Origin of the sequence: Stenotrophomonas sp. MYb238, from assembly GCF_009496535.1 — a bacterium.
GTDB lineage: Bacteria > Pseudomonadota > Gammaproteobacteria > Xanthomonadales > Xanthomonadaceae > Stenotrophomonas.
Genome location: NZ_WIDL01000001.1, coordinates 52474 through 71260, shown reverse-complemented (window position 1 = coordinate 71260; position 18787 = coordinate 52474). Strand labels below are relative to the sequence as shown.

Annotated in this window: 20 protein-coding genes; 6 read left to right on the top strand and 14 right to left on the bottom strand. The window is 69.3% G+C overall.

The genetic code is table 11. The features are described 5' to 3' along the window. Window positions 1-103: 103 nt before the first annotated feature. Entirely contained in the window at window positions 104-1024 is a 921-nt protein-coding gene (locus CQ393_RS00375; RefSeq protein ID WP_153189647.1) for a LysR family transcriptional regulator, read from the bottom strand. Between the two features lie 77 nt (window positions 1025-1101). Between CQ393_RS00375 and CQ393_RS00370 the strand changes: the two genes are divergently transcribed. Further along, window positions 1102-2097: an aldo/keto reductase gene (locus tag CQ393_RS00370; protein WP_153189646.1), complete on the top strand. Its 996-nt coding sequence runs from the start codon at window positions 1102-1104 to the stop codon at window positions 2095-2097. A 108-nt stretch (window positions 2098-2205) separates the two neighbouring features. Here CQ393_RS00370 and purD read toward each other — a convergent pair whose 3' ends face one another. The 13 genes from purD to cutA form a co-directional block, all read right to left on the bottom strand. Continuing rightward, window positions 2206-3492 carry a phosphoribosylamine--glycine ligase gene (gene purD, locus CQ393_RS00365; protein WP_153189645.1) on the bottom strand — a complete coding sequence of 429 codons (1287 nt, stop codon included), beginning with the start codon at window positions 3490-3492 and terminating at the stop codon, window positions 2206-2208. A gap of 22 nt (window positions 3493-3514) precedes the next feature. Continuing rightward, window positions 3515-3988 carry a hypothetical protein gene (locus CQ393_RS00360; RefSeq protein WP_153189644.1) on the bottom strand — a complete coding sequence of 158 codons (474 nt, stop codon included), beginning with the start codon at window positions 3986-3988 and terminating at the stop codon, window positions 3515-3517. A gap of 2 nt (window positions 3989-3990) precedes the next feature. Beyond that, entirely contained in the window at window positions 3991-4422 is a 432-nt protein-coding gene (locus tag CQ393_RS00355) for a hypothetical protein (RefSeq protein ID WP_153189643.1), read from the bottom strand. Window positions 4423-4433: 11 nt separating this feature from the next. Further along, on the bottom strand, window positions 4434-6017 hold the full coding sequence (purH, locus tag CQ393_RS00350; RefSeq protein WP_153189642.1) for a bifunctional phosphoribosylaminoimidazolecarboxamide formyltransferase/IMP cyclohydrolase: 1584 nt from the start codon (window positions 6015-6017) through the stop codon (window positions 4434-4436). A 184-nt stretch (window positions 6018-6201) separates the two neighbouring features. After that, window positions 6202-6474, bottom strand: a complete 273-nt coding sequence (gene fis / locus CQ393_RS00345) for a DNA-binding transcriptional regulator Fis (RefSeq protein ID WP_153189641.1) — start codon at window positions 6472-6474, stop codon at window positions 6202-6204. 97 nt (window positions 6475-6571) lie between these two features. Continuing rightward, window positions 6572-7330, bottom strand: a complete 759-nt coding sequence (locus CQ393_RS00340; protein ID WP_153189640.1) for a DUF3426 domain-containing protein — start codon at window positions 7328-7330, stop codon at window positions 6572-6574. 29 nt (window positions 7331-7359) lie between these two features. Further along, the gene (gene prmA / locus CQ393_RS00335; RefSeq protein WP_153189639.1) at window positions 7360-8274 is read right to left on the bottom strand and encodes a 50S ribosomal protein L11 methyltransferase; all 915 of its coding nucleotides are present in this window, start codon (window positions 8272-8274) and stop codon (window positions 7360-7362) included. Window positions 8275-8501: 227 nt separating this feature from the next. Then, window positions 8502-9869, bottom strand: coding sequence for an acetyl-CoA carboxylase biotin carboxylase subunit (gene accC, locus CQ393_RS00330; protein WP_153189638.1), 1368 nt, complete (start codon window positions 9867-9869; stop codon window positions 8502-8504). Between the two features lie 10 nt (window positions 9870-9879). Continuing rightward, window positions 9880-10368: an acetyl-CoA carboxylase biotin carboxyl carrier protein gene (accB, locus tag CQ393_RS00325; protein WP_153189637.1), complete on the bottom strand. Its 489-nt coding sequence runs from the start codon at window positions 10366-10368 to the stop codon at window positions 9880-9882. A 62-nt stretch (window positions 10369-10430) separates the two neighbouring features. Then, window positions 10431-10865, bottom strand: coding sequence for a type II 3-dehydroquinate dehydratase (gene aroQ, locus CQ393_RS00320; RefSeq protein WP_153189636.1), 435 nt, complete (start codon window positions 10863-10865; stop codon window positions 10431-10433). 260 nt (window positions 10866-11125) lie between these two features. Next, on the bottom strand, window positions 11126-11707 hold the full coding sequence (locus tag CQ393_RS00315) for a TlpA disulfide reductase family protein (protein WP_153189635.1): 582 nt from the start codon (window positions 11705-11707) through the stop codon (window positions 11126-11128). Between the two features lies 1 nt (window position 11708). Then, complete coding sequence (locus CQ393_RS00310) at window positions 11709-14027, bottom strand: protein-disulfide reductase DsbD (protein ID WP_153189819.1); 2319 nt, start codon at window positions 14025-14027, stop codon at window positions 11709-11711. A 7-nt stretch (window positions 14028-14034) separates the two neighbouring features. After that, complete coding sequence (gene cutA / locus CQ393_RS00305; RefSeq protein ID WP_153189634.1) at window positions 14035-14367, bottom strand: divalent-cation tolerance protein CutA; 333 nt, start codon at window positions 14365-14367, stop codon at window positions 14035-14037. Between the two features lie 188 nt (window positions 14368-14555). On the opposite strand from cutA, the gene CQ393_RS00300 reads away from it, so the two are divergent. From CQ393_RS00300 to CQ393_RS00280, 5 genes are read left to right on the top strand one after another with little or no spacing between them, the layout of a single operon-like run. Continuing rightward, window positions 14556-14963: a prepilin-type N-terminal cleavage/methylation domain-containing protein gene (locus tag CQ393_RS00300; protein WP_343199421.1), complete on the top strand. Its 408-nt coding sequence runs from the start codon at window positions 14556-14558 to the stop codon at window positions 14961-14963. Beyond that, window positions 14963-15436 (top strand): prepilin-type N-terminal cleavage/methylation domain-containing protein, encoded by a 474-nt coding sequence (locus tag CQ393_RS00295; protein ID WP_153189632.1) that lies wholly within the window; start codon window positions 14963-14965, stop codon window positions 15434-15436. The genes CQ393_RS00300 and CQ393_RS00295 overlap by 1 nt, the downstream gene beginning before the upstream one ends. Then, the gene (locus tag CQ393_RS00290; protein WP_153189631.1) at window positions 15420-15821 is read left to right on the top strand and encodes a hypothetical protein; all 402 of its coding nucleotides are present in this window, start codon (window positions 15420-15422) and stop codon (window positions 15819-15821) included. The genes CQ393_RS00295 and CQ393_RS00290 overlap by 17 nt, the downstream gene beginning before the upstream one ends. 2 nt (window positions 15822-15823) lie before the next feature. Next, entirely contained in the window at window positions 15824-16489 is a 666-nt protein-coding gene (locus tag CQ393_RS00285; RefSeq protein ID WP_153189630.1) for a prepilin-type N-terminal cleavage/methylation domain-containing protein, read from the top strand. A 19-nt stretch (window positions 16490-16508) separates the two neighbouring features. Continuing rightward, window positions 16509-18659: a hypothetical protein gene (locus tag CQ393_RS00280; protein WP_153189629.1), complete on the top strand. Its 2151-nt coding sequence runs from the start codon at window positions 16509-16511 to the stop codon at window positions 18657-18659. Window positions 18660-18787: the final 128 nt, after the last annotated feature.

Here is an 18787-nt window from a genome sequence, read left to right as displayed (position 1 = left end):
GCACTTCAGTGCGCGATGGGGCTCTACCGGGAAAGCCCCATCGCGCACTGAAGTGCGCTCCTACAGGCATTCCGGAGAAAGCGCCAGCGCAGCAGACTCCGCTCTACCGGGGCGGGGCATTGGCCTCGCGCATGAAATCGACGAACACCCGCAGCTTCGGCGCGAGCTGCGCGCGCGACGGGTAGTACAGGTGGAAACCCGGGAACGGCGGCTGCCATGCGTCGAGCACGCGCAGCAGCCGGCCGGCGGCCAGGTCGTCGGCCGCGGCGGCCTCGAACACCTGCGCCAGCCCCTGGCCGGCGATGGCCATGCGCCGGCCGAGCCCGCTGTCGTTGAAGATCGGCCCGCCGCCGACCTCGATGCTGAAATCGTGGCCGTCGCGGGTGAACTCCCACGGCATCAGCCGGCCGTCGCTGCGGCGATAGCGGATGCAGGCGTGCGCGGCCAGCGCCTCGGGCGTTTCCGGCGCGCCCTGCCGGCGCAGGTAGTCCGGCGCGCCGACCACCACCAGGCGTTGCGGCGGCCCCAGCGGCACGGCGACCATGCCGTCGGCCAGCGATTCGCCCAGGCGGATGCCGGCATCGAACCCCTCGGCCACCAGGTCGGTCAGCGCCGCCTGCACCGCCAGTTCCACCTCGACATGCGCAAAGCGCGCGGAGAAGGCCGGCAGGTGCGGCAGCAGCATCTGTTCCACCACGATCCGCGGCGCGGTGATGCGCAGGCGCCCGGCGGGGACGTCGCGGCTTTCCTCCAGCGCCTGCAGCGCGCCGCCGATGCGCGCCAGCGCCGGCGCGGCCTCGCGCAGCAGGCGCTCGCCCGGTTCGGTCAGGCCGACCCGGCGCGTGGTCCGGTGCAGCAGGCGCACGCCCAGCCGCCGCTCCAGGCTGCGTACCGACTGCGAGGCCGCCGAGGCCGACATGCCCAGTTCGATCGCCGCGCGGCTGAAGCTGGCATGGCGCGCGACGCAGGCGAAGGCGGCCAGCGCCGGCAGCAAGGACGGCTCGATTGTGAAGTCGTGCTTCATTGAGGTTGCAGATTATCCGGATTTATCGGCGCAAGTCCGCCCTCTACAGTGGCCTTCCCCCGATCTGGAGCACCGCCATGCAGACCCGCATCCTCGGCCGTAACGGCCCCACCGTCTCAGCGCTCGGCCTCGGCTGCATGGGCATGAGCGCGTTCTATGGCGGCCGCGGCGACGATGCCGCGGCCATCGCGGTGATCCACCGCGCGCTGGAGCGCGGCGTCACCCTGCTCGACACGGCCGACATGTACGGCCCGCACACCAACGAGAGGCTGGTCGGCCGCGCCATCGCCGGGCGCCGCGAGCAGGCGTTCCTGGCCACCAAGTTCGGCGTGCGCCTCGATCCGTCCGACCCGCAGGCGCGCGGCGTCGATGGACGGCCCGAATACGTGCAGGCCGCCTGCGAGGCCAGCCTGGCGCGGCTGGGCGTGGACCATATCGACCTGTACTACCAGCACCGCGTGGACCCGGCCGTGCCGATCGAGGAAACGGTCGGCGCGATGGCGCGGCTGGTCGAGCAGGGCAAGGTGCGTTACCTGGGCCTGTCGGAGGCGGCGCCGGAGACGATCCGCCGCGCGCACGCGGTGCATCCGCTCACCGCGCTGCAGACCGAGTACTCGCTGTGGTCACGCGAGCCGGAGGAGAACGGCGTGCTGGCCACGGTGCGCGAACTGGGCATCGGCTTCGTGCCGTATTCGCCGCTGGGCCGCGGTTTCCTGACCGGCGCGATCCGCACGCCGGAGGATTTCGACGCGGACGACTACCGCCGCCACTCGCCGCGCTTCCAGGGCGACAACTTCGCCCGCAACCTGGCGCTGGTGGAACAGGTGCGCGCGCTCGCCGCGGCCAAGGGCGTCAGCGCCGGGCAGCTGGCGCTGGCCTGGGTGCTGGCGCAGGGCGAGGACCTGGTGCCGATCCCCGGCACCAAGCGGCTGGCCTACCTGGAAGAAAATCTCGGCGCGCTGGACGTGGCGCTGGATGCCGGCGACCTGGCGCGGATCGACGCGGTGTTCCCGGCCGATGCCGCCGCCGGCGCGCGTTATCCAGCGTCCAGCATCGGCAGCGTGCACCGCTGAGGCCGGCGCAGGGGTGCCCGGTAGGAGCGGCTTCAGCCGCGAAAGGGGCTTTACCGACAAGGCCCCTTCGCGGCTGAAGCCGCTCCTGCGGTGTGTGGTGGCTTGCGCTTACTGCTGCTCGCGGGCGATGGCGCGCCAGCCGATGTCGCTGCGGTGGAACTCGTGGGCCCAGTGGATCTTCGCCACGCCGGCATAGGCGTGCCGCTGCGCATCGGAGACGCTGTCGCCCAGCGCGGCCACGCACAGCACGCGGCCGCCGGCGCTGACCACGTTGCCGGCGGGGTCCAGCGCGGTGCCGGCATGGAACACCTTGGCGCGGGCCGGCACCTCGGCCAGTCCGCCGATGACGTCGCCGGTGACCGGCGTTTCCGGGTACGGCCTGGCGGCCATCACCACGCCCAGCGACGGGCGCGGGTCCCACTGCGCCTCGACGCCGGCCAGCGCGCCGTCGATCGCGGCTTCCACCAGGTCGACCAGGTCCGACTGCAGGCGCAGCATCACCGGCTGGGTTTCCGGGTCGCCGAAGCGCACGTTGAATTCGATCACCTTCGGCGCGCCGCTGGCGTCGATCATCAGGCCCGCATAGAGGAAGCCGGTGAACGGCATGCCGTCGGCGATCATGCCGGCCACTGTCGGCTCGACCACCTCGCGCATCACCCGTGCGTGCACGTCCGGCGTCACCACCGGCGCCGGCGAGTACGCCCCCATGCCGCCGGTGTTCGGGCCGGTGTCGCCGTCGCCCACGCGCTTGTGGTCCTGGCTGGTGGCCATCGGCAGCGCGACGCGGCCGTCGACCATCGAGATGAAGCTGGCTTCCTCGCCTTCCAGGAACTCCTCGATCACCACGCGCGCGCCGGCATCGCCGAAGGCGTTGCCGCCGAGCATGTCGCGTACCGCCGCTTCGGCTTCGTCCAGCGTCATCGCCACGATCACGCCCTTGCCGGCGGCCAGGCCGTCGGCCTTGATCACGATGGGCGCGCCCTTCTCGTGCAGGTACGCCAGCGCGGCATCGACTTCGGTATGCACGGCGTAGAACGCGGTGGGGATGCCGTGGCGGGCGAGGAAGTCCTTGGCGAAGGCCTTGCTGCCTTCCAGCTGCGCGGCGGCGGCGGTCGGCCCGAAGATGCGCAGGCCGGCGGCGCGGAACGCATCGACCACGCCGGCCACCAGCGGCACTTCCGGGCCGACCACGGTCAGGCCCACGGCCTCGTCCTGCGCCAGCTTGAGCAGGCCGGCGATGTCGGTGACCTTGACCGCCACGTTGCGGCACCGGCTTTCGGTCGCGGTGCCGGCATTGCCCGGCGCGACGATCACTTCGTCCACGCGCGGGGACTGGGCCAGCTTCCAGGCCAGGGCATGTTCGCGGCCGCCGGAGCCGATGACGAGGATCTTCATGGGGTCAGTTCCTGTGGGGCATTCAAGGGGAAGAACAGTCGGAGGCCTTCAGCGTGGCCTCGAAGAACATCGCACCATCGGCGTCGACGAAGCGGCGGCGCACGCCGCCACCGGTGGCGTAGACGGGCGCCAGCGCGGGGTCTTCGCACAGCTCGCGCATCGCCTGCTGCTCGTCGTCGCGCAGCGCGTCGAATACCTCGGGCCTGGCATTGGCCATGGCCCGGGTGATGTCCGGGGAGCGGATCACCAGCACCAGGTCGCCGCCGTGGCGGTGTACCGATTCGACCACCAGTCCGTCGCGGTAGGGCGCCGGCAACTGCTTGCCGAGCGTGGCGATGGCCTGCTGCTGCGCATCGTCCAGATTGCCCTTGCCGCAGGCGGCCAGCAGCGCCGCCAGCAGGGCAGCGGCAAGCGCGCGCAGGGCCGGACGCAGCGATGGCGCGGCCGCGGCGATGGTGGGCAGTCCTGCCTGCAGGGATCGATGCCGTGGCCGCATGCTCAGTGCTCGACGTAGAGCGATTCGAGCTGGTCGTCGAACGCAAAATTGTTCGTCATCCAGGCATCGCGCGGGCGGTAGAAGCTCACGCGCCAGCGCAGCGCGTGCTTCTCGAACTTCTGCAGGTAGACGTAGCGCACGAACGACTGGCCGATGCGCTCGGTCTTGACCAGCTCGTAGCCCAGCGGCTTGCCGAAACGGGCTTCGATCACCTGCCACTGTATGCCCGCATTGCTGGTCTGCCCGTCGATCTCGGCCGGGTCCATCGGCCAGTAGGGCTTGAGCACGGCGAACGCGGCACCCGGCGGCTGGGTCATGGCCACGTCCATCATCTTGCGCGACAACGCCAGGGTGTCGGCCTCGCTGCGCAGCGTTTCCGCACCGGCGACAACGGGAAGGACCAGCAGCAGGAGGGCGAGGAGGATGTGCTTCATCCGCTGCGGCCTCAGTGGCGGAAGTGGCGCACGCCGGTGAACACCATGGCGATGCCGTGCTCGTCGGCCGCGGCGATCACCTCGGCATCGCGCATCGAACCGCCCGGCTGGATCACCGCGGTGATGCCGGCTTCGGCGGCGGCATCCAGGCCGTCGCGGAACGGGAAGAACGCATCCGATGCCATCACCGAACCCGGCACCACCAGGCCGGCATCGGCGGCCTTGATGCCGGCGATGCGCGCCGAATACACGCGGCTCATCTGGCCGGCGCCGACGCCGATGGTGCGTTCGTCCCTGGCATAGACGATGGCGTTGGACTTGACGTACTTGGCCACGCGCCAGGCGAACAGCAGGTCGCGCAGCTCGGCTGCGGTCGGCGTGCGCTGCGTGACCGTCTTCAGCTCGTCGGCGGTCATGCCGCGGTTGTCGGCGCTCTGGATCAGCAGGCCCGAACCGATGCGCTTGGTGTCGTAGTTGTTGCGCGCGTCGCCGGCCGGGATGCGCAGCACGCGCACGTTGGCCTTCCTGGTGGCGTATTCCAGCGCGGCCGGCTCGTAGTCCGGGGCGATCAGCACCTCGACGAACTGGCGGTCGAGGATGGTCCTGGCGGTGGCCGCGTCCAGCGTGCGGTTGAAGGCGAGGATGCCGCCGAAGGCGCTGGTCGGGTCGGTGTTGTAGGCCAGCTCGTAGGCAGCGCCGACATCGGCGGCCACGGCCACGCCGCAGGGGTTGGCGTGCTTGACGATGACGCAGGCCGGCACCTCGAACTGGCGCACGCATTCCCACGCGGCGTCGGCGTCGGCCAGGTTGTTGTAGCTCAGTTCCTTGCCCTGCAGCTGCACGAAGGTGGCCAGCGTGCCCGGCACCGGGTACAGGTCGCGGTAGAACACGCCGCTCTGGTGCGGGTTCTCGCCGTAGCGCAGGTCCATGACCTTGATGAAGGACGAATTCATCTGCGCCGGGTACTCGTCGCGCACCGGCACCGCGGCGCTGGTGTCGGTGACGGCCGACAGGTAGTTGCTGATCGCCGCGTCGTACTGGGCGACGCGGTTGAACGCGGCCACCGACAGTTCGAAACGCTTGGCGGCCGAGAGCTGGCCGTCGTTGGCGGCCAGTTCGGCCAGCAGCGCGTCGTACTGGTCCGGGCTGGTGGCCACGGCGACGCGGGCGAAGTTCTTGGCGGCGCTGCGCAGCATGGCCGGGCCGCCGATGTCGATGTTCTCCACTGCGTCGGCGAGCGTGCAGTCGGCCCTGGCGGTGACCGACTCGAACGGATACAGGTTCAGCACCAGCAGGTCGATCGGCGCGATGCCGTGTTCGGCCATCACCGCATCGTCGGTGCCGGCGCGGCCGAGCAGGCCGCCGTGCACCATCGGGTGCAGGGTCTTGACCCGGCCGTCCATCATTTCCGGGAAGCCGGTGACGTCGGACACGTCCCTGACCGGCAGGCCGGCCTCGCGGATCGCCTTGGCGGTGCCGCCGGTGGACAGCAGTTCGACGTTGCGGGCGGCCAGCGCGCGGGCCAGATCGACCAGGCCGGTCTTGTCGGAAACGGACAGCAGGGCCCGGCGCACGGGCAGCAGATCAGCGGACATTGGGGGGCAGGGGAAGCGGAAGCGGGCCGGTATTGTAGCGGCCCCCGCCGGCGCTCGCGGCGCGACTGCCTTTCGCCGCGGCGTCCCCTGCCTTGCGTAGGAGCGGCTTCAGCCGCGATGGCGCTTTACCGGGAAGGCCTCTTCGCGGCTGAAGCCGCTCCTACGCAAGGCAGCGGTACTGGCCTCAGGCCAGCCCGTATTCCTTGAGCTTCTTGCGCAGGGTGGCGCGGTGGATGCCGAGCAGTGCGGCGGCGCGGCTCTGGTTGCCTTCGCAGTGGTTGAGCACTTCCACGAACAGCGGGATTTCCATCTCGCGCAGGACGATCTCGTACACATCGTCGGCCTCGCAGCCGTCCAGGTCGCGCAGGTAGCGCCGTACGGACTGGGCGACATGTTCGCGCAGCGGCGGCTTCGGAGCGCCACGACTGCTGTCAGGACGGGGGGGGGCAGCGTTCAAGGGAGTTCCCGGATTCAGCGGAGCCGGCGCGGCGCGCCCGGCGTGGGGAGGGGAGTCTAGCGCGTGGGCGAGGGGGCTGCCATGCCGGTCGGTACGGTCAGCGGAACTCGAAGGTATAGGCCACCGTGGCCGCCGAGGGTTCGCGCAGCAGGAACGCGACCTGCGCGCTCTGGCCCGGTTCCAGCCGCTGCGCCGGGTCGTGCGCGGCGCCCAGGTAGTCGCGCGGTTGCAGCAGGCGGCGCCCGATCACGCGGCCGTCGGCATCGGACAGCGCCAGCGCCAGCGCCGGCCAGGCCTGCGCCCAGCGTGCGTCGTTGCGGAAGCTGGCCTGGACCTGCAGCACGCCCTGGCGACCGGCCAGCGGCCGCACTTCGCGCTGCAGCATGGTGTACGCCTCGGGCTGGTGCCAGGCCGGCACGCTGCAGCGCAGGACCGCGCACAGCCCGGCCACGACCGGCCGCCAGCCGGCACGCGCCGCGAGCGCGGCGCGGTCGGCGACCACCACCTGGACGGCGAGCAGCAGCGCCAGCGCGGCCAGCAGCAGCCATTGCCAGCGCGGCGTGCGGCGTGCGGGAGCGGCCGCCGTCGACGGATGCCGCAGGAAGCTCGGCGCGATGCCGCCTCCCTGCCGCGCGACGTCCTCGTCCTGTTCCACCGGCGCGCCGTCGCCGACGTTGTCCGGTGATTCATCCCGTGCCTCCGCGATCGCGGGAGGTGCTTCAGTTGCCGGAGTCTCCGCACCGGCGTCGGCGTCGGCGTCGGCTTCCGCGGCTGCCGGCTCCGTGGACCGCGGCGTCGCCCCGCTCCGCAGGAGCGTGGCCAACGAGGGACGGGGCGGCGTGGTTTCTTCGCTCATGGCGGGGCGGTCGGGGACGCTGCCGTCATTCAAGCACGGCGAACGCCGGTGATGCGCATCCAGTCGCCGTCCTGCACGGCTTCCAGCCGCTCGAACCAAGGCGCGTAGCGTTCCAGCAGTTCGCCTTCCTGGCCATGCAGGATGCCGGACAGGGCGATGCGGCCGCCCGGCGCGACGCGCGCGGCCAGCAGTTCGGCCAGCGCGTCCAGCGCCGAGGCAAGGATGTTGGCGACCACGACCGGATAGGTGGCGGCCGGTTCGTCCCCGGGCAGGTACGCGGCGATGCGCACGCCGTTGCGCTCGCCATTGTCGGCGGTGGCGGTCAGCGCCTGCGGGTCGTTGTCCACGCCCACCGCGGCGGCGGCGCCGAGCTTCAGCGCGGCCAGCGCGAGGATGCCCGAGCCGCAGCCGAAATCGAGCACGCTGCGGCCGGCCAGTTCGCCGTCGGCGGCCAGCTGGTCGAGCCAGCGCAGGCACAGCGCGGTGGTCGGGTGGGTGCCCGAGCCGAACGCCAGCCCGGGATCCAGCCGCACCACGGCGGCGTCGGCCGCCTGCGCCGCGTCGGGCAGCTCATGGTTCCACGGCACGATCCAGGTGCGCTGGCCGAACCGCATGGGCTGGAACTGGTCCAGCCAGGCGCGTTCCCAGTCCTCGTCCTCGACCGCGCGGAAGCCGGCGCTGCTCCAGTCCAGGCCGGCGTCGAAGGATTCCAGCGCGGCCAGCAGCGCCAGCGCGTTGGTCTCGGCCGGAAACAGCGCGGTCAGCACCAGTTCGTTCCACAGCGGGGTCTGCCCCACGCCCGGCTCCAGGATCGCGCGTTCGTTGCTGGTGTCGGCATCGGCGTCGAGCATCGTCACCGCCAGCGCGCCGACGTCCTCCAGGGCGTTTTCGTAGCGGGGTTGGGTGGCTTCGGTGCAGCGCAGGGTGAGTTCGAGGAAAGGCATGGGGATGACGGCGACAACGGAACGGAAGCGGGCATCCTAGTCGAGGCGGCGGCCGAATGCGCGCGGTGCCCCGCTGGGTGAGCGCGTAGGAGCGGCTTCAGCCGCGATGGAGCTTTCCCGAAAATTCGTGGGGAAGCCCCATCGCGGCTGAAGCCGCTCCTACGGGTGCCGGAACGGAAGAAGGCGGGTTGCCCCGCCTTCTTCCATCACCGCACCGGTTGTATCGCTCAGGTCAGCGCGATCGACTGGTTCTTGCGTTCGGCCAGGCGCTTTTCCAGGTAGTGGATGTTCTGCCCGCCGCCCTGGAAGCCCTTGTCGCGCATGATGCGCTGCTGCAACGGGATGTTCGTCTTGATCCCGTCCACCACCATCTCGCTCAGCGCCACCCGCATGCGGGCGATGGCGGTGTCGCGGTCCGATCCGTGCACGATCAGCTTGCCGATCATCGAGTCGTAGTTGGCCGGCACGCGGTAGCCGCCATAGATGTGCGTGTCCACGCGCACGCCCGGACCGCCCGGCGGATAGAAGCCGGTGATCGTGCCCGGGCACGGGAAGAACGTTTCCGGGTCCTCGGCGTTGATGCGGCACTCGATGGCGTGGCCGTTGAGCTTGATGTCGCTCTGCTTGATCGACAGCTTGTGCCCGGCGGCGATCTTCAGCTGCTCGGCCACCAGGTCGATGCCGGTGACCATCTCGGTCACCGGGTGCTCCACCTGGATGCGGGTGTTCATCTCGATGAAGTAGAAGCGGCCGTTCTCGAACAGGAACTCGAAGGTGCCGGCGCCGCGGTAGCCGATGCGGATGCAGGCTTCCACGCAGACCTTGCCGATCTCCTCGCGCAACTCCGGGGTGATGCCCGGCGCCGGCGCTTCCTCCACCACCTTCTGGTGGCGGCGCTGCATCGAGCAGTCGCGCTCGCCCAGGTGGATGGCGTTGCCCTGGCCGTCGGCCAGCACCTGGATTTCCACGTGGCGCGGGTTCTCCAGGAACTTCTCCATGTAGACCATGTCGTTGCCGAACGCGGCCTTGGCTTCCTGCTTGGTGGTGGCGATGGCGTTGACCAGCGCGCCCTCGGTGTGGACCACACGCATGCCGCGGCCGCCGCCGCCGCCGGCCGCCTTGACGATGACCGGGTAGCCGATCTCGCGGGCGATCTTGACGTTGGTGGCCGCATCGTCGCCCAGCGGGCCGCCCGAGCCGGGCACGCACGGCACGCCGGCGGCCTTCATCGCGCGGATCGCTTCGACCTTGTCGCCCATCAGGCGGATGGTGTCGGCCTTCGGGCCGATGAAGATGAAGCCGGACTGCTCCACGCGCTCGGCGAAATCGGCGTTCTCGGAGAGGAAGCCGTAGCCGGGGTGGATGGCCTGGGCGTCGGTGACCTCGGCCGCGGCGATCAGCGCCGGGATGTTGAGATAGCTCTCCGACGACGGCGCCGGGCCGATGCACACCGACTCGTCGGCCATGGCCACGTGCTTGAGGTTGCGGTCGACGGTGGAATGCACCGCGACCGTGCGAATGCCGAGGGTGTGGCACGCGCGCAGGATGCGCAGCGCGATTTCACCCCGGTTGGCGATTACGACCTTGTCGAGCATGGCCGGCGCCTCAGGCGATCACGAACAGCGGCTGGTCGAACTCCACCGGGTTGCCGCTTTCGCCGAGGATGGCGACCACGGTGCCGGATACCTCGGCCTCGATCGGGTTGAACATCTTCATCGCCTCGATGATCGCCAGCGTCTCGCCGGCCTTGACCTGCTGGCCGACGCTGACGAAGGCCGGCTTGTCCGGCGACGGCGACGCATAGTAGGTGCCGACCATCGGCGCGCGCTGCACGTGGCCGTCCGGCAGGGCGTTGCCCGGCTTGGCGGTGCCGCCGGTGGAGGCTTCGGTCGGCGAGCTCATCGGCATGGACGGGGCGGCCACCGGCGCCGGGGCGGCGACGTGGACCGGGGCGGCGACCATCTGCGCAGGCGCGTAGCCGCCGACCGGGGTACGCGACAGGCGCACGGATTCCTCGCCTTCCTTGATCTCGATCTCGGCCAGGTTCGACTCTTCCAGCAGGTCGATCAGCTTCTTGATTTTGCGCAGGTCCATAGGATGCCTCTTGGGTGTTGGCGGCGACGGCGCGTTCGCGCCCGCCGCCGGGGAATGGGGAGTCAGAGCCGCTGCAGCGCGGCGTCCATGGCGTAACGGTAGCTGTCCGCGCCGAAGCCGCAGATGACACCGGCCGCCTTGTCGCTGAAATAGCTGTGCTGGCGGAAGGGTTCGCGGGCGTGCGGATTGGACAGGTGGATCTCGATGAACGGGAGAGCCACAGCGGCCAGCGCGTCGCGCAGCGCGACCGAGGTATGGGTGAAGGCGGCCGGGTTGACCAGGATGAAGGCGGTACCGTCGTCGCGGGCGGCCTGCACCCGGTCCACCAGCACGTGCTCGGCATTGGACTGCAGGCTCTCCAGCGCGTGCCCGGCCGCCTCGGCCTGCCGCGCCAGCGCCGCGTCGATGTCGGCCAGCGTGGTGTGCCCATAGACCTCCGGCTCGCGCGTGCCGAGCAGGTTCAGATTGGGGCCGTGGAGGACCAGCAGTTTCGCCATGTGCCAGCTGTGGGCGGGAAAGGGCGGCAGTGTGAGCGAACCGGGGAATGCTGTCCAGTTCGGCGAAATTGACGTCGTTTTAATCGATTGTTTGAAAGTGGCGCCCCGGTTGGGCCTGTGGGGCTCGGTGGCCTCTCACTCCCGGTTTCCTGCCTGGCTAGGCGGCGGGGCGCCGCAGGCCAGGAGCGCCCGCGGCATGCGGAATACATACAGGATTGCGGCGGCGTCAGAGCTTTTCCGCGCATGTTCGCAGTAGATCCTTACGGGGCGTCGTCCAGTTCCGCCCATTCCTCGATCTCCCCGGCCTTGAACGGCCCCAGCTTCTGCTTCACCACGCGGCCCTGCGCATCGACCAGCACGCTGTACGGCAGCAGGCCCTGGCTGTTGCCCAGCCTGACGCTTACGTCGGCCGGGCCGGGCGTTTCCAGCACGATGGGGTAATACACCGGCACGTTGCCGAGGAAATCGAGTACGGCTTCGTGCGTATCCAGCGCCAGCCCCACCACCTGCGGGCCGTCGTCGGCATGGCGGGCGGCGAAGCGCGCCAGCTCCGGCATTTCCTCGATGCAGGGCGCGCACCAGCTGGCCCAGACGTTGATCAGCAGCGGCCGGCCGAGGAAGCGCCCGGGGAACTGCATCGGCATGCCGTCCAGGTCGGGCAGGGTGAAGGCGGGCATCGGATCGCCCGGCGCGAGCAATGGGGCCGCCGCCGCAGCGACCGGAGCCGTCGAAGGTTCGGTCATCGCGGGGATCGCCGGGCCGGCCGGGCGGCTCAGCCAGGCGCCGGCGGCCAGTCCGGCCGCCGCGGCGATGCCCGCCACCCACCACGAAGCGGCACGCATCTCAGCGCGCCGCGCGCAGCAGCGCGTCCTCGACGATGGACTGGGTCAGCACGGTCGGCAGCACGCGCGGCGGGGCGCCGGGCCCGTACACCACGTAGAGCGGCACGCCCACGGCCTTGTGCTGCTCCAGGAAGGCGCTGATCTGCGGGTCGACGTTGGTCCAGTCGCCGTGCATGTACACCGCGTCCACGCGCTTGAGGGTGTCGCGGAACGTGTCGCGGTCGAGCACGTTGCGTTCGTTGGCCTTGCAGGTCACGCACCAGTCGGCGGTCATGTTGACGAAGACCACGCGGTTGTCCGCGCGCAGCCGGTCCAGCATCTCCGGCGAGTAGGCGACCGTGCCGTCGCTGGCCGCGCGCGCCGGCGGTTCCATGCGGGTCACGCCCCACACCGGGACCAGCGCCAGCAGGGCCAGCAGCGCGCCCAGCGCCATGCCGGCGCGGCGGCTGTGCCAGCGGCTGCGCTCGAACCACCACAGCCCCAGCGCCAGCAGCGCGGCGCCGGCCAGCAGCAGCGCCATCGCGTCGATGCCGCGCTGCTTGCCCAGCACCCACAGCAGCCAGATCGCGGTCAGGTACATCGGGAACGCCAGCACCTGCTTGAAGGTTTCCATCCACGCGCCCGGCCGCGGCAGGCGCCCGGCCAGCGCCGGCACGAAGCCGATCAGCAGGAACGGCAGCGCCAGCCCCAGGCCCAGCGCCAGGAACACCAGCATCGCCATCGTCGCTGGCGCGGTGAACGCATAGCCCAGCGCCGGGCCCATGAACGGCGCGATGCAGGGGCTGGCGACCACGCAGGCGAGCACGCCGGTGAAAAAGTCGCCGGCCGCGCCGCGGCGGCTGGCCAGCGACTGGCCGATGCCGCCCAGGTTGCCGCCCAGGGTGAACACGCCCGACAGGCTCAGGCCGACCACGAACATCAGGTAGGCCAGCGCGGCGATGAACCAGGGATGCTGCAGCTGGAATCCCCAGCCGGCGGCCTGGCCGGCCGCGCGCAGCGCCAGCACCAGCGCACCGATGGCGGCGAAGGCGACCAGCACGCCCAGCGTGTACCACAGCGCGTGGCGGCGGGCGTGCTGGCGGCTCTCGCCGCTCTGCGCCAGCCCCAGTACCTTCAATGACAGCACCGGCAGCACGCAGGGCATCAGGTTGAGGACCAGCCCGCCGGCGAGCGCCAGCAACAGGATCCAGGCGAGCGAATCGGCCTGGCCGGCGTTCGCCGGCGGCTGGCTGCGGCCGGCATTGCCGGCCGAGGCGTCGGGCATGGCCGGGAGGGCACCCTCCTCATTGCCGTTGGGGCGGACCACCAGTGGCTGCGCCGCCGGCGGATCGGCGACCGGCGGGTCGGCGGACCGGCGGCCGCTGGGCAGCGGCGTGATCACCAGCGGGGTGACCGCGGCCTCGCCGCTGGGCGAGACCTTGCCGGCCGGCAGCGACAGCCTGACCCGCCGGGTCATCGGCGGATAGCAGATGCCGTCGGTCTGGCAGCCCTGGAAGGTGGCCACCAGCGTCGCCGTGCTGGCGTCGGCGCGTTCGCGGTGCAGCGGCAGCGGCACGTCGACCTGGTCGAAATACACCACCACGTTGCCGAAATGCTCGTCGCGGTGCGACTTCCCGGCCGGCCACTGCGGCTTGCCGGTGCGGATGCCGGCCGCGCCTTCCAGCGCCAGCGAGGTCCGGTCGCGGTACAGGTAGTAGCCCGGCGCCGGCGAGAAGCGCAGCAGCAGGCGGTTGCCGTCGTCGACGATCGCCTCGAAGCCGAACGCCTGTTCCGACGGCAGCGGCAGGCTCTGCGTCGCGGCGATGCCGGGCAGCTTCAGGCCGCCGCCGTCGGTACGCGCCAGCGGGTTGAACATCGGCGCATCGCCGGCCGGCGTGGCTGCGCCGGCAGCGGCGGGCAGCGCCACCTCGACCGTGCGTTTCTGCGGCGGATAACACACGCCGGCATCGGCGCAGCCCTGGTAGCGGACCTCCAGCGTCACCGTCCCGGCACCGGCGTCCGCGCTGCCGGGCAGGGTGGCCTTCAACTGGCGGTGGTAGGTCTCGACGTCGCCGAAGAACTCGTCGTGCTTCTTCTCGCCCGCGGGCATCTGCAGCGTGCCGGCGCTGAACCCGGGGCCGGCCTTGACGCTGGTGCGGTGGCGATAGAGGTAATAGCCCGGCGCGATGTCCCAGCGCAGTTCGATCCGGTCGCGCGCCGCCGCCTCGACGTGGAGGGCGAACGCCTGGTCGACCGGCAGCAGGTCCTTTTCGCTGACGGCCAGGGCGGGAAGGGCGCAGAGGGAGGACAGGCACAGGGCGGTGAAACGGCGCAACAGCATCTTCAAGTCAGGTGTCCTCGCGGGTCTGGGCCCGGATCCAGTCCAGATAGGCCGGCAGGCCGGCGTTCGGGGAAAGCGCCAGTATCTCCGGCAATTCATAGGGGTGGTGCTGGAGGATCGCCGCCGACAGCGCCTCCAGGCGGTCGGCGGTGGTCTTGGCCAGCAGTTGGACCTCCTCCGCCTGCTCGACCTGGCCCTGCCAGCGATACACAGACTGCATCGGCGGCAACAAGTTCACACAGGCTGCCAGGCGGCGCTCGACCAGCAGCCGGGCCAGTGCCTGGGCGGTGGCGGCATCGGGGCAGGTGCAGAAGACCAGGCGGGCGTCGCGGGCGTCCATGCCGGAATTTTCGCAGAAATCGGCGCGGGGCTTTCCCATATTCCTTATGGTTGTTTGACATCGTTGTCACATCTTGACAACGATTCTTTCGTGAGGTGGCGTGCGTGATGGATATGTGATGAAATTCACGCGCGCGATTTGCCGGTATTGGCAATTCATTGTTGGCGGCCCATCAAAGGGGGAATGCAGTGGCCCGGCGGAATCATCAGGGCTTCACGCTCATCGAACTCATGGTCGTGGTGGCGATCCTCGCCATCCTGGCAGCCATCGCGCTGCCTGCGTACGGCAACTACGTGCTGGTCGGCAAGACCCGCACCGCCCAGGCCGACCTGCGCGCGCTGTCCGCGGCGCTGGAGAACCACCGGCAACGCACCCTGTCCTATCCCACCGCGACCCCGGCCGACGTGGCCGCCATCAAGGCGGCGTTCCCCGCCTGGAGCCCGGCGGCCAAATCGGCCGATTTCGGCTTTTCGGTCAATTCCAGCGGTTCGGGCTACACCGTCACCGCCACCGGCGCGGGCAAGCTCAGCGGCTGCACCCTGACCCTGAAGCAGGATGGCGCCACCACGAATTCAGGCTGCCTGGTGGGCTGGTGATGAAGCGCGCGGCCGGTTTCACCCTGATCGAACTGATGGTCACCCTGGCGGTGATGGCGGTGCTGGCCGCGGCCGGCACGCCGTTCGCCTTGTCGTGGATGGACAGCAACCGGCAGCTGCAGGCACGCAACCTGATGTGGGAAGGCATCTCGCAGGCGCGCGCGGTGGCCCTGCGCAACCCCGGCGAAGCGGTGCAGGGAAGCGTGTCGGCAGAGTTGCAGCGCAGCGGCAACACCCTGAAGGTGGTGGGAGCCGGCAGCAACGTCGCGCTGTGGACCGGCGAGCTGCCCGACGGCACCACTACCCAGCTGGCCGACGCCTCGGGCAGCGCCTCGGGCGACCTGTCCTGCGTGGCCTTCGACAACCGCGGGCAGCGCGTCACGACGGGTTCGGACTGTGTCGTGGCCGCCGACAAGACCCGCATCGCGGTCGGTTTCAGCAGCCAGGATGTGCTCCATGTCGATCTGCTCTGATACCCGTCGCCGCCAGCGCGGCGACATCATGCTCGAAGCGCTGGTGGGCGTGCTGATCACCAGCGTCATCGGCGCCGGGCTCGCCCACGTGGTAGGCCGCGTGCTGAGCAGCCAGCGCGACGCCAAGGTCGAGAACCTGGTCGTCGAACAGCTGCGCAGCCAGCTGCAGGGCGAAGGCGTAGGCCTGTGCGACGGCCGCACCGTCACCGTCGCGCTGCCCGACGGCGACAAGACCGTCACCGTGGTGTGCGAGAGCGCGGCGGCCAACGTGACGGTCTCCGGGATCACGCATGCGGTCGATGCGCCGCAGCGCGTCGACCTGGAGGTTTCCGCCAGCGACCTGGGCATCAGCGGCGCGTCCCTGAAGCTGTCGTCGAGGCAATAGTGATGAAGGCCACACGCACGCGCCAGCGCGGCCAGAGCCTGATCAGCATGATGATCGGGCTGGTGATTTCGTTGATCACGATCGCCGCGATGCTGACCCTGTACAAGACGATGGTCGGCGTTTCCAACGAGGCCTCGGTCGCCGCGCGCCGCGACGGGCAGATTTCGGCCGGCCTGCTGGCGGCGCAGATCGAACTGCAGTCCGCCGGGTTCGGCGTGGCTCCCACCGAGCCGCTCAACCAGCGGCTGGCCATTTCCAACAACGGCAAGCAGGTGGCCTGGCGCTACAACGACGGCGCCAACCGCTGCGCCGGCCTGTGGGTGGATGGCAACGGGCTGTATCGGTTGCCGCCGAAGAACGGCTGCGCCGACGCGGGTACTGCCTCGTGGAATGCCAACGAACGCATCCCCATGGCGCTGATGCCCACCACGGCCGATGGCAGCCTCATCGCCTTCGACGCCGACGAGCAGGGCGGGGCGACGCTGTCGGGCTTTTCCTTCAGGCAGGAAGACGCCGCCTGCCTTCCCTACATGCAGCAGGATTTTTCCGGCACGCCCGCGCCCACCGCGCAGCGGGTGGCGCTGGCGAACGCGGCCGATACCGAACGGCTTTTCTCCGTCTGCCTGCCCAACCTGACCGTGGTCTCCGCATCCCCGCCGGCCGCCTGATGCTGCAAGGAACCTGCCCATGAAAAGGAATCGCAAGCATCCGTCCGCACCGGCGCGCCGCCAGCGCGGCGTCGCCACCCTGCTGATCGTGCTGGTGGTCGGCCTGGCGGTCTCGGTCACCGTGGCCGCCACCGTCTATTCGCTGCGCGGTACCCAGGCCAAGCAGCTGACCACCCATTCGGCCACCGCCGCGCAGGCGGCCGCATGGCGCGGCGTGGAAGCGCTGCGCCAGTACCTGCTTGCGGCCAACAAGGAGGACAACACGGTCTGGGAGAGTTGGCAGGGCGCCGAGCGCAGATCGGTGACCATGCAGGGAATCGGTGACATCGACGGCGTGATCACCGACGTCAGGTGGGAGGATGAAAATGCGGTCTGGCTGGTGAAGGCACAGGTAACCGGGCGCGCGGTGGCCAACAGCACGCTTGCGACCACGGCCACCGTGGAAGTGGTGTATGGCATCGACCCAACTGGCAACGGTACGGGTACGCCCGGTACCGAAGGTGGCGATTCCATTGCCTCCGTGATCACCTTCAACAACGACCTCAACCTTTCCGGCAGCATCGCCGTCAAGAAGGAAAAGGACGCCAAATACCAGATCAATGTCAATGGCGACATGACCACGGGCGGCAATACCATCACCGGCGTGGACATCATCCGTGCGACCGGGTCGATCCGGATCAGTAGCGGTTCCACCTTCGAAGTGCTGGAGTCCAACGGCGACGTCAAGTTCGACGGCTCGGTCACCGTCACCAAGGCTGTGCAGGCACGCGGCAATATCTGTGTCGAAGGCGGTGCCAACGCCGCAGGTGCGACGCTCAAGGCGAATGGTTCGGTAACGGCCAATGGGGGTGTGATGCTCGGCGATGTGCAGGCCATCGGGCGCAGCGACCGCGCTGACGGCATCACAGCCATGTGTGTCTCGGTGGCACTGGATGCCGATGGCAATCCTTACGCCATTGATCTTCAAGGCAACGCTGGTGCCAGAACCGCCAAGGCCGAAGGCAGCATACGGATCAACTCCGGTTCCATCATCACGGCTGATGGCGTTCGCACCGGTGCTCATTTCTATGACGCCAACTGCGGCGGTAGCGAATCGGGTTTGGCGGGAAAAAGCGTCGGCGGCACCGGAGGGTGCAATCCGCCTGCATGGAATGGAGTGGTACTGCAGCCGGGGGTACAGGTGCCAGTTTCTCCGGTGTCGCCGGTGGTGCTGGATACAACCAAATTCAACGCCTATACGCAGGAAAAAAATGCGAACTATGCATTCAAGGTGAACTCCAGCGGTTACCGGCTGGTCACCGTGCGCTCGGTCAACGGCATCACCGACGGTACTTATTTCATTGGCGACTACGACAACAATGCGGAAACCGGCTGGAGTCGTGGCTACAAGGACTTCATGTGCAGCGAACTGGCGGCCAATTCAACGCCGTCGGCGCCACGCTGCAAGGCGCCGGTCAGAGATCCGCCTGGTGCGGTGTGCTCTGGTTATTCCAGCTATAACGCGTGTCTGAGCTATGACGCCGCCAGCCGCAAGTGGACGTTGGCAGGCACCAGTGCGTTGCCGGGAGTGATGTGGTTCGAAGGCGGGTTGCATCTCAACAACGGTACTTACTACAACACCTTCCTTGCGACCGAAAACTTCAGCATGGGTGGCGGCGTCAAGGTATATGCGATGAATTACGCAGGCTACGATGGCATGCGCATGGTGGGTGGTACGCGCAAGAACTACGCCCCGACCGGGATCTGTGTCAACAGCGCGTTCCCCGGCCGCTATCCCACCAATTACTGCGATACGGTCGCCGGAACCTATGCACCGCCGGGCGATGGTGTGCTTGGCAACTATGCCCTGCTGGCGGGCAGCTACAACGCGCAGAACCAATACATGGGAGGCAATATCGCTCTGGGCAGTTCGGCCGAGATTTTCGGCAGCGTCCTCGCTGGCAACATGTACACCAGCGGAGGGAGCACGACGATCCATGGCACCATTACCGCGCTTTCGCTGGGAAGCCAAGGGCACGCGGCTGGCGGTTCCACCACCTTGGACCTTACTGACCTGCCGGCCGGCTATATCCCGACTATAAAGCCCTGTCACTTGGAAGGAACATGTCCGACCATTCCCACATCCGGGGAGAATGGAAAGGTAGAGGTGTATTGGAGCCGGTACCTCTGATCGGGTATGCCCGGCGGCCCGGCGGCCCTGCGCCGGGCAGCGTCCGTTGTTTGGATCCCACTCTGCTGTCGGCGGCATCGGGGCCGTTGCCAACCGGTGATGAAAGCTCGAGCGTTGTGCCCGTCTGC

Coding starts and splice junctions, on each gene's coding strand:
- purD (WP_153189645.1), bottom strand. CDS start 3,492: ATGAAGATCCTCGTCATCGGCTCCGGCGGCCGCGAACATGCCCTGGCC.
- CQ393_RS00355 (WP_153189643.1), bottom strand. CDS start 4,422: ATGAAGCACATCCTCCTCGCCCTCCTGCTGCTGGTCCTTCCCGTTGTC.
- prmA (WP_153189639.1), bottom strand. CDS start 8,274: ATGCCTTTCCTCGAACTCACCCTGCGCTGCACCGAAGCCACCCAACCC.
- CQ393_RS00360 (WP_153189644.1), bottom strand. CDS start 3,988: ATGCGGCCACGGCATCGATCCCTGCAGGCAGGACTGCCCACCATCGCC.
- CQ393_RS00290 (WP_153189631.1), top strand. CDS start 15,420: ATGTCGATCTGCTCTGATACCCGTCGCCGCCAGCGCGGCGACATCATG.
- CQ393_RS00370 (WP_153189646.1), top strand. CDS start 1,102: ATGCAGACCCGCATCCTCGGCCGTAACGGCCCCACCGTCTCAGCGCTC.
- CQ393_RS00285 (WP_153189630.1), top strand. CDS start 15,824: ATGAAGGCCACACGCACGCGCCAGCGCGGCCAGAGCCTGATCAGCATG.
- accB (WP_153189637.1), bottom strand. CDS start 10,368: ATGGACCTGCGCAAAATCAAGAAGCTGATCGACCTGCTGGAAGAGTCG.
- aroQ (WP_153189636.1), bottom strand. CDS start 10,865: ATGGCGAAACTGCTGGTCCTCCACGGCCCCAATCTGAACCTGCTCGGC.
- purH (WP_153189642.1), bottom strand. CDS start 6,017: ATGTCCGCTGATCTGCTGCCCGTGCGCCGGGCCCTGCTGTCCGTTTCC.
- CQ393_RS00295 (WP_153189632.1), top strand. CDS start 14,963: ATGAAGCGCGCGGCCGGTTTCACCCTGATCGAACTGATGGTCACCCTG.
- CQ393_RS00315 (WP_153189635.1), bottom strand. CDS start 11,707: ATGCGTGCCGCTTCGTGGTGGGTGGCGGGCATCGCCGCGGCGGCCGGA.
- CQ393_RS00280 (WP_153189629.1), top strand. CDS start 16,509: ATGAAAAGGAATCGCAAGCATCCGTCCGCACCGGCGCGCCGCCAGCGC.
- CQ393_RS00340 (WP_153189640.1), bottom strand. CDS start 7,330: ATGAGCGAAGAAACCACGCCGCCCCGTCCCTCGTTGGCCACGCTCCTG.
- cutA (WP_153189634.1), bottom strand. CDS start 14,367: ATGGACGCCCGCGACGCCCGCCTGGTCTTCTGCACCTGCCCCGATGCC.
- accC (WP_153189638.1), bottom strand. CDS start 9,869: ATGCTCGACAAGGTCGTAATCGCCAACCGGGGTGAAATCGCGCTGCGC.
- CQ393_RS00375 (WP_153189647.1), bottom strand. CDS start 1,024: ATGAAGCACGACTTCACAATCGAGCCGTCCTTGCTGCCGGCGCTGGCC.
- CQ393_RS00310 (WP_153189819.1), bottom strand. CDS start 14,027: ATGCTGTTGCGCCGTTTCACCGCCCTGTGCCTGTCCTCCCTCTGCGCC.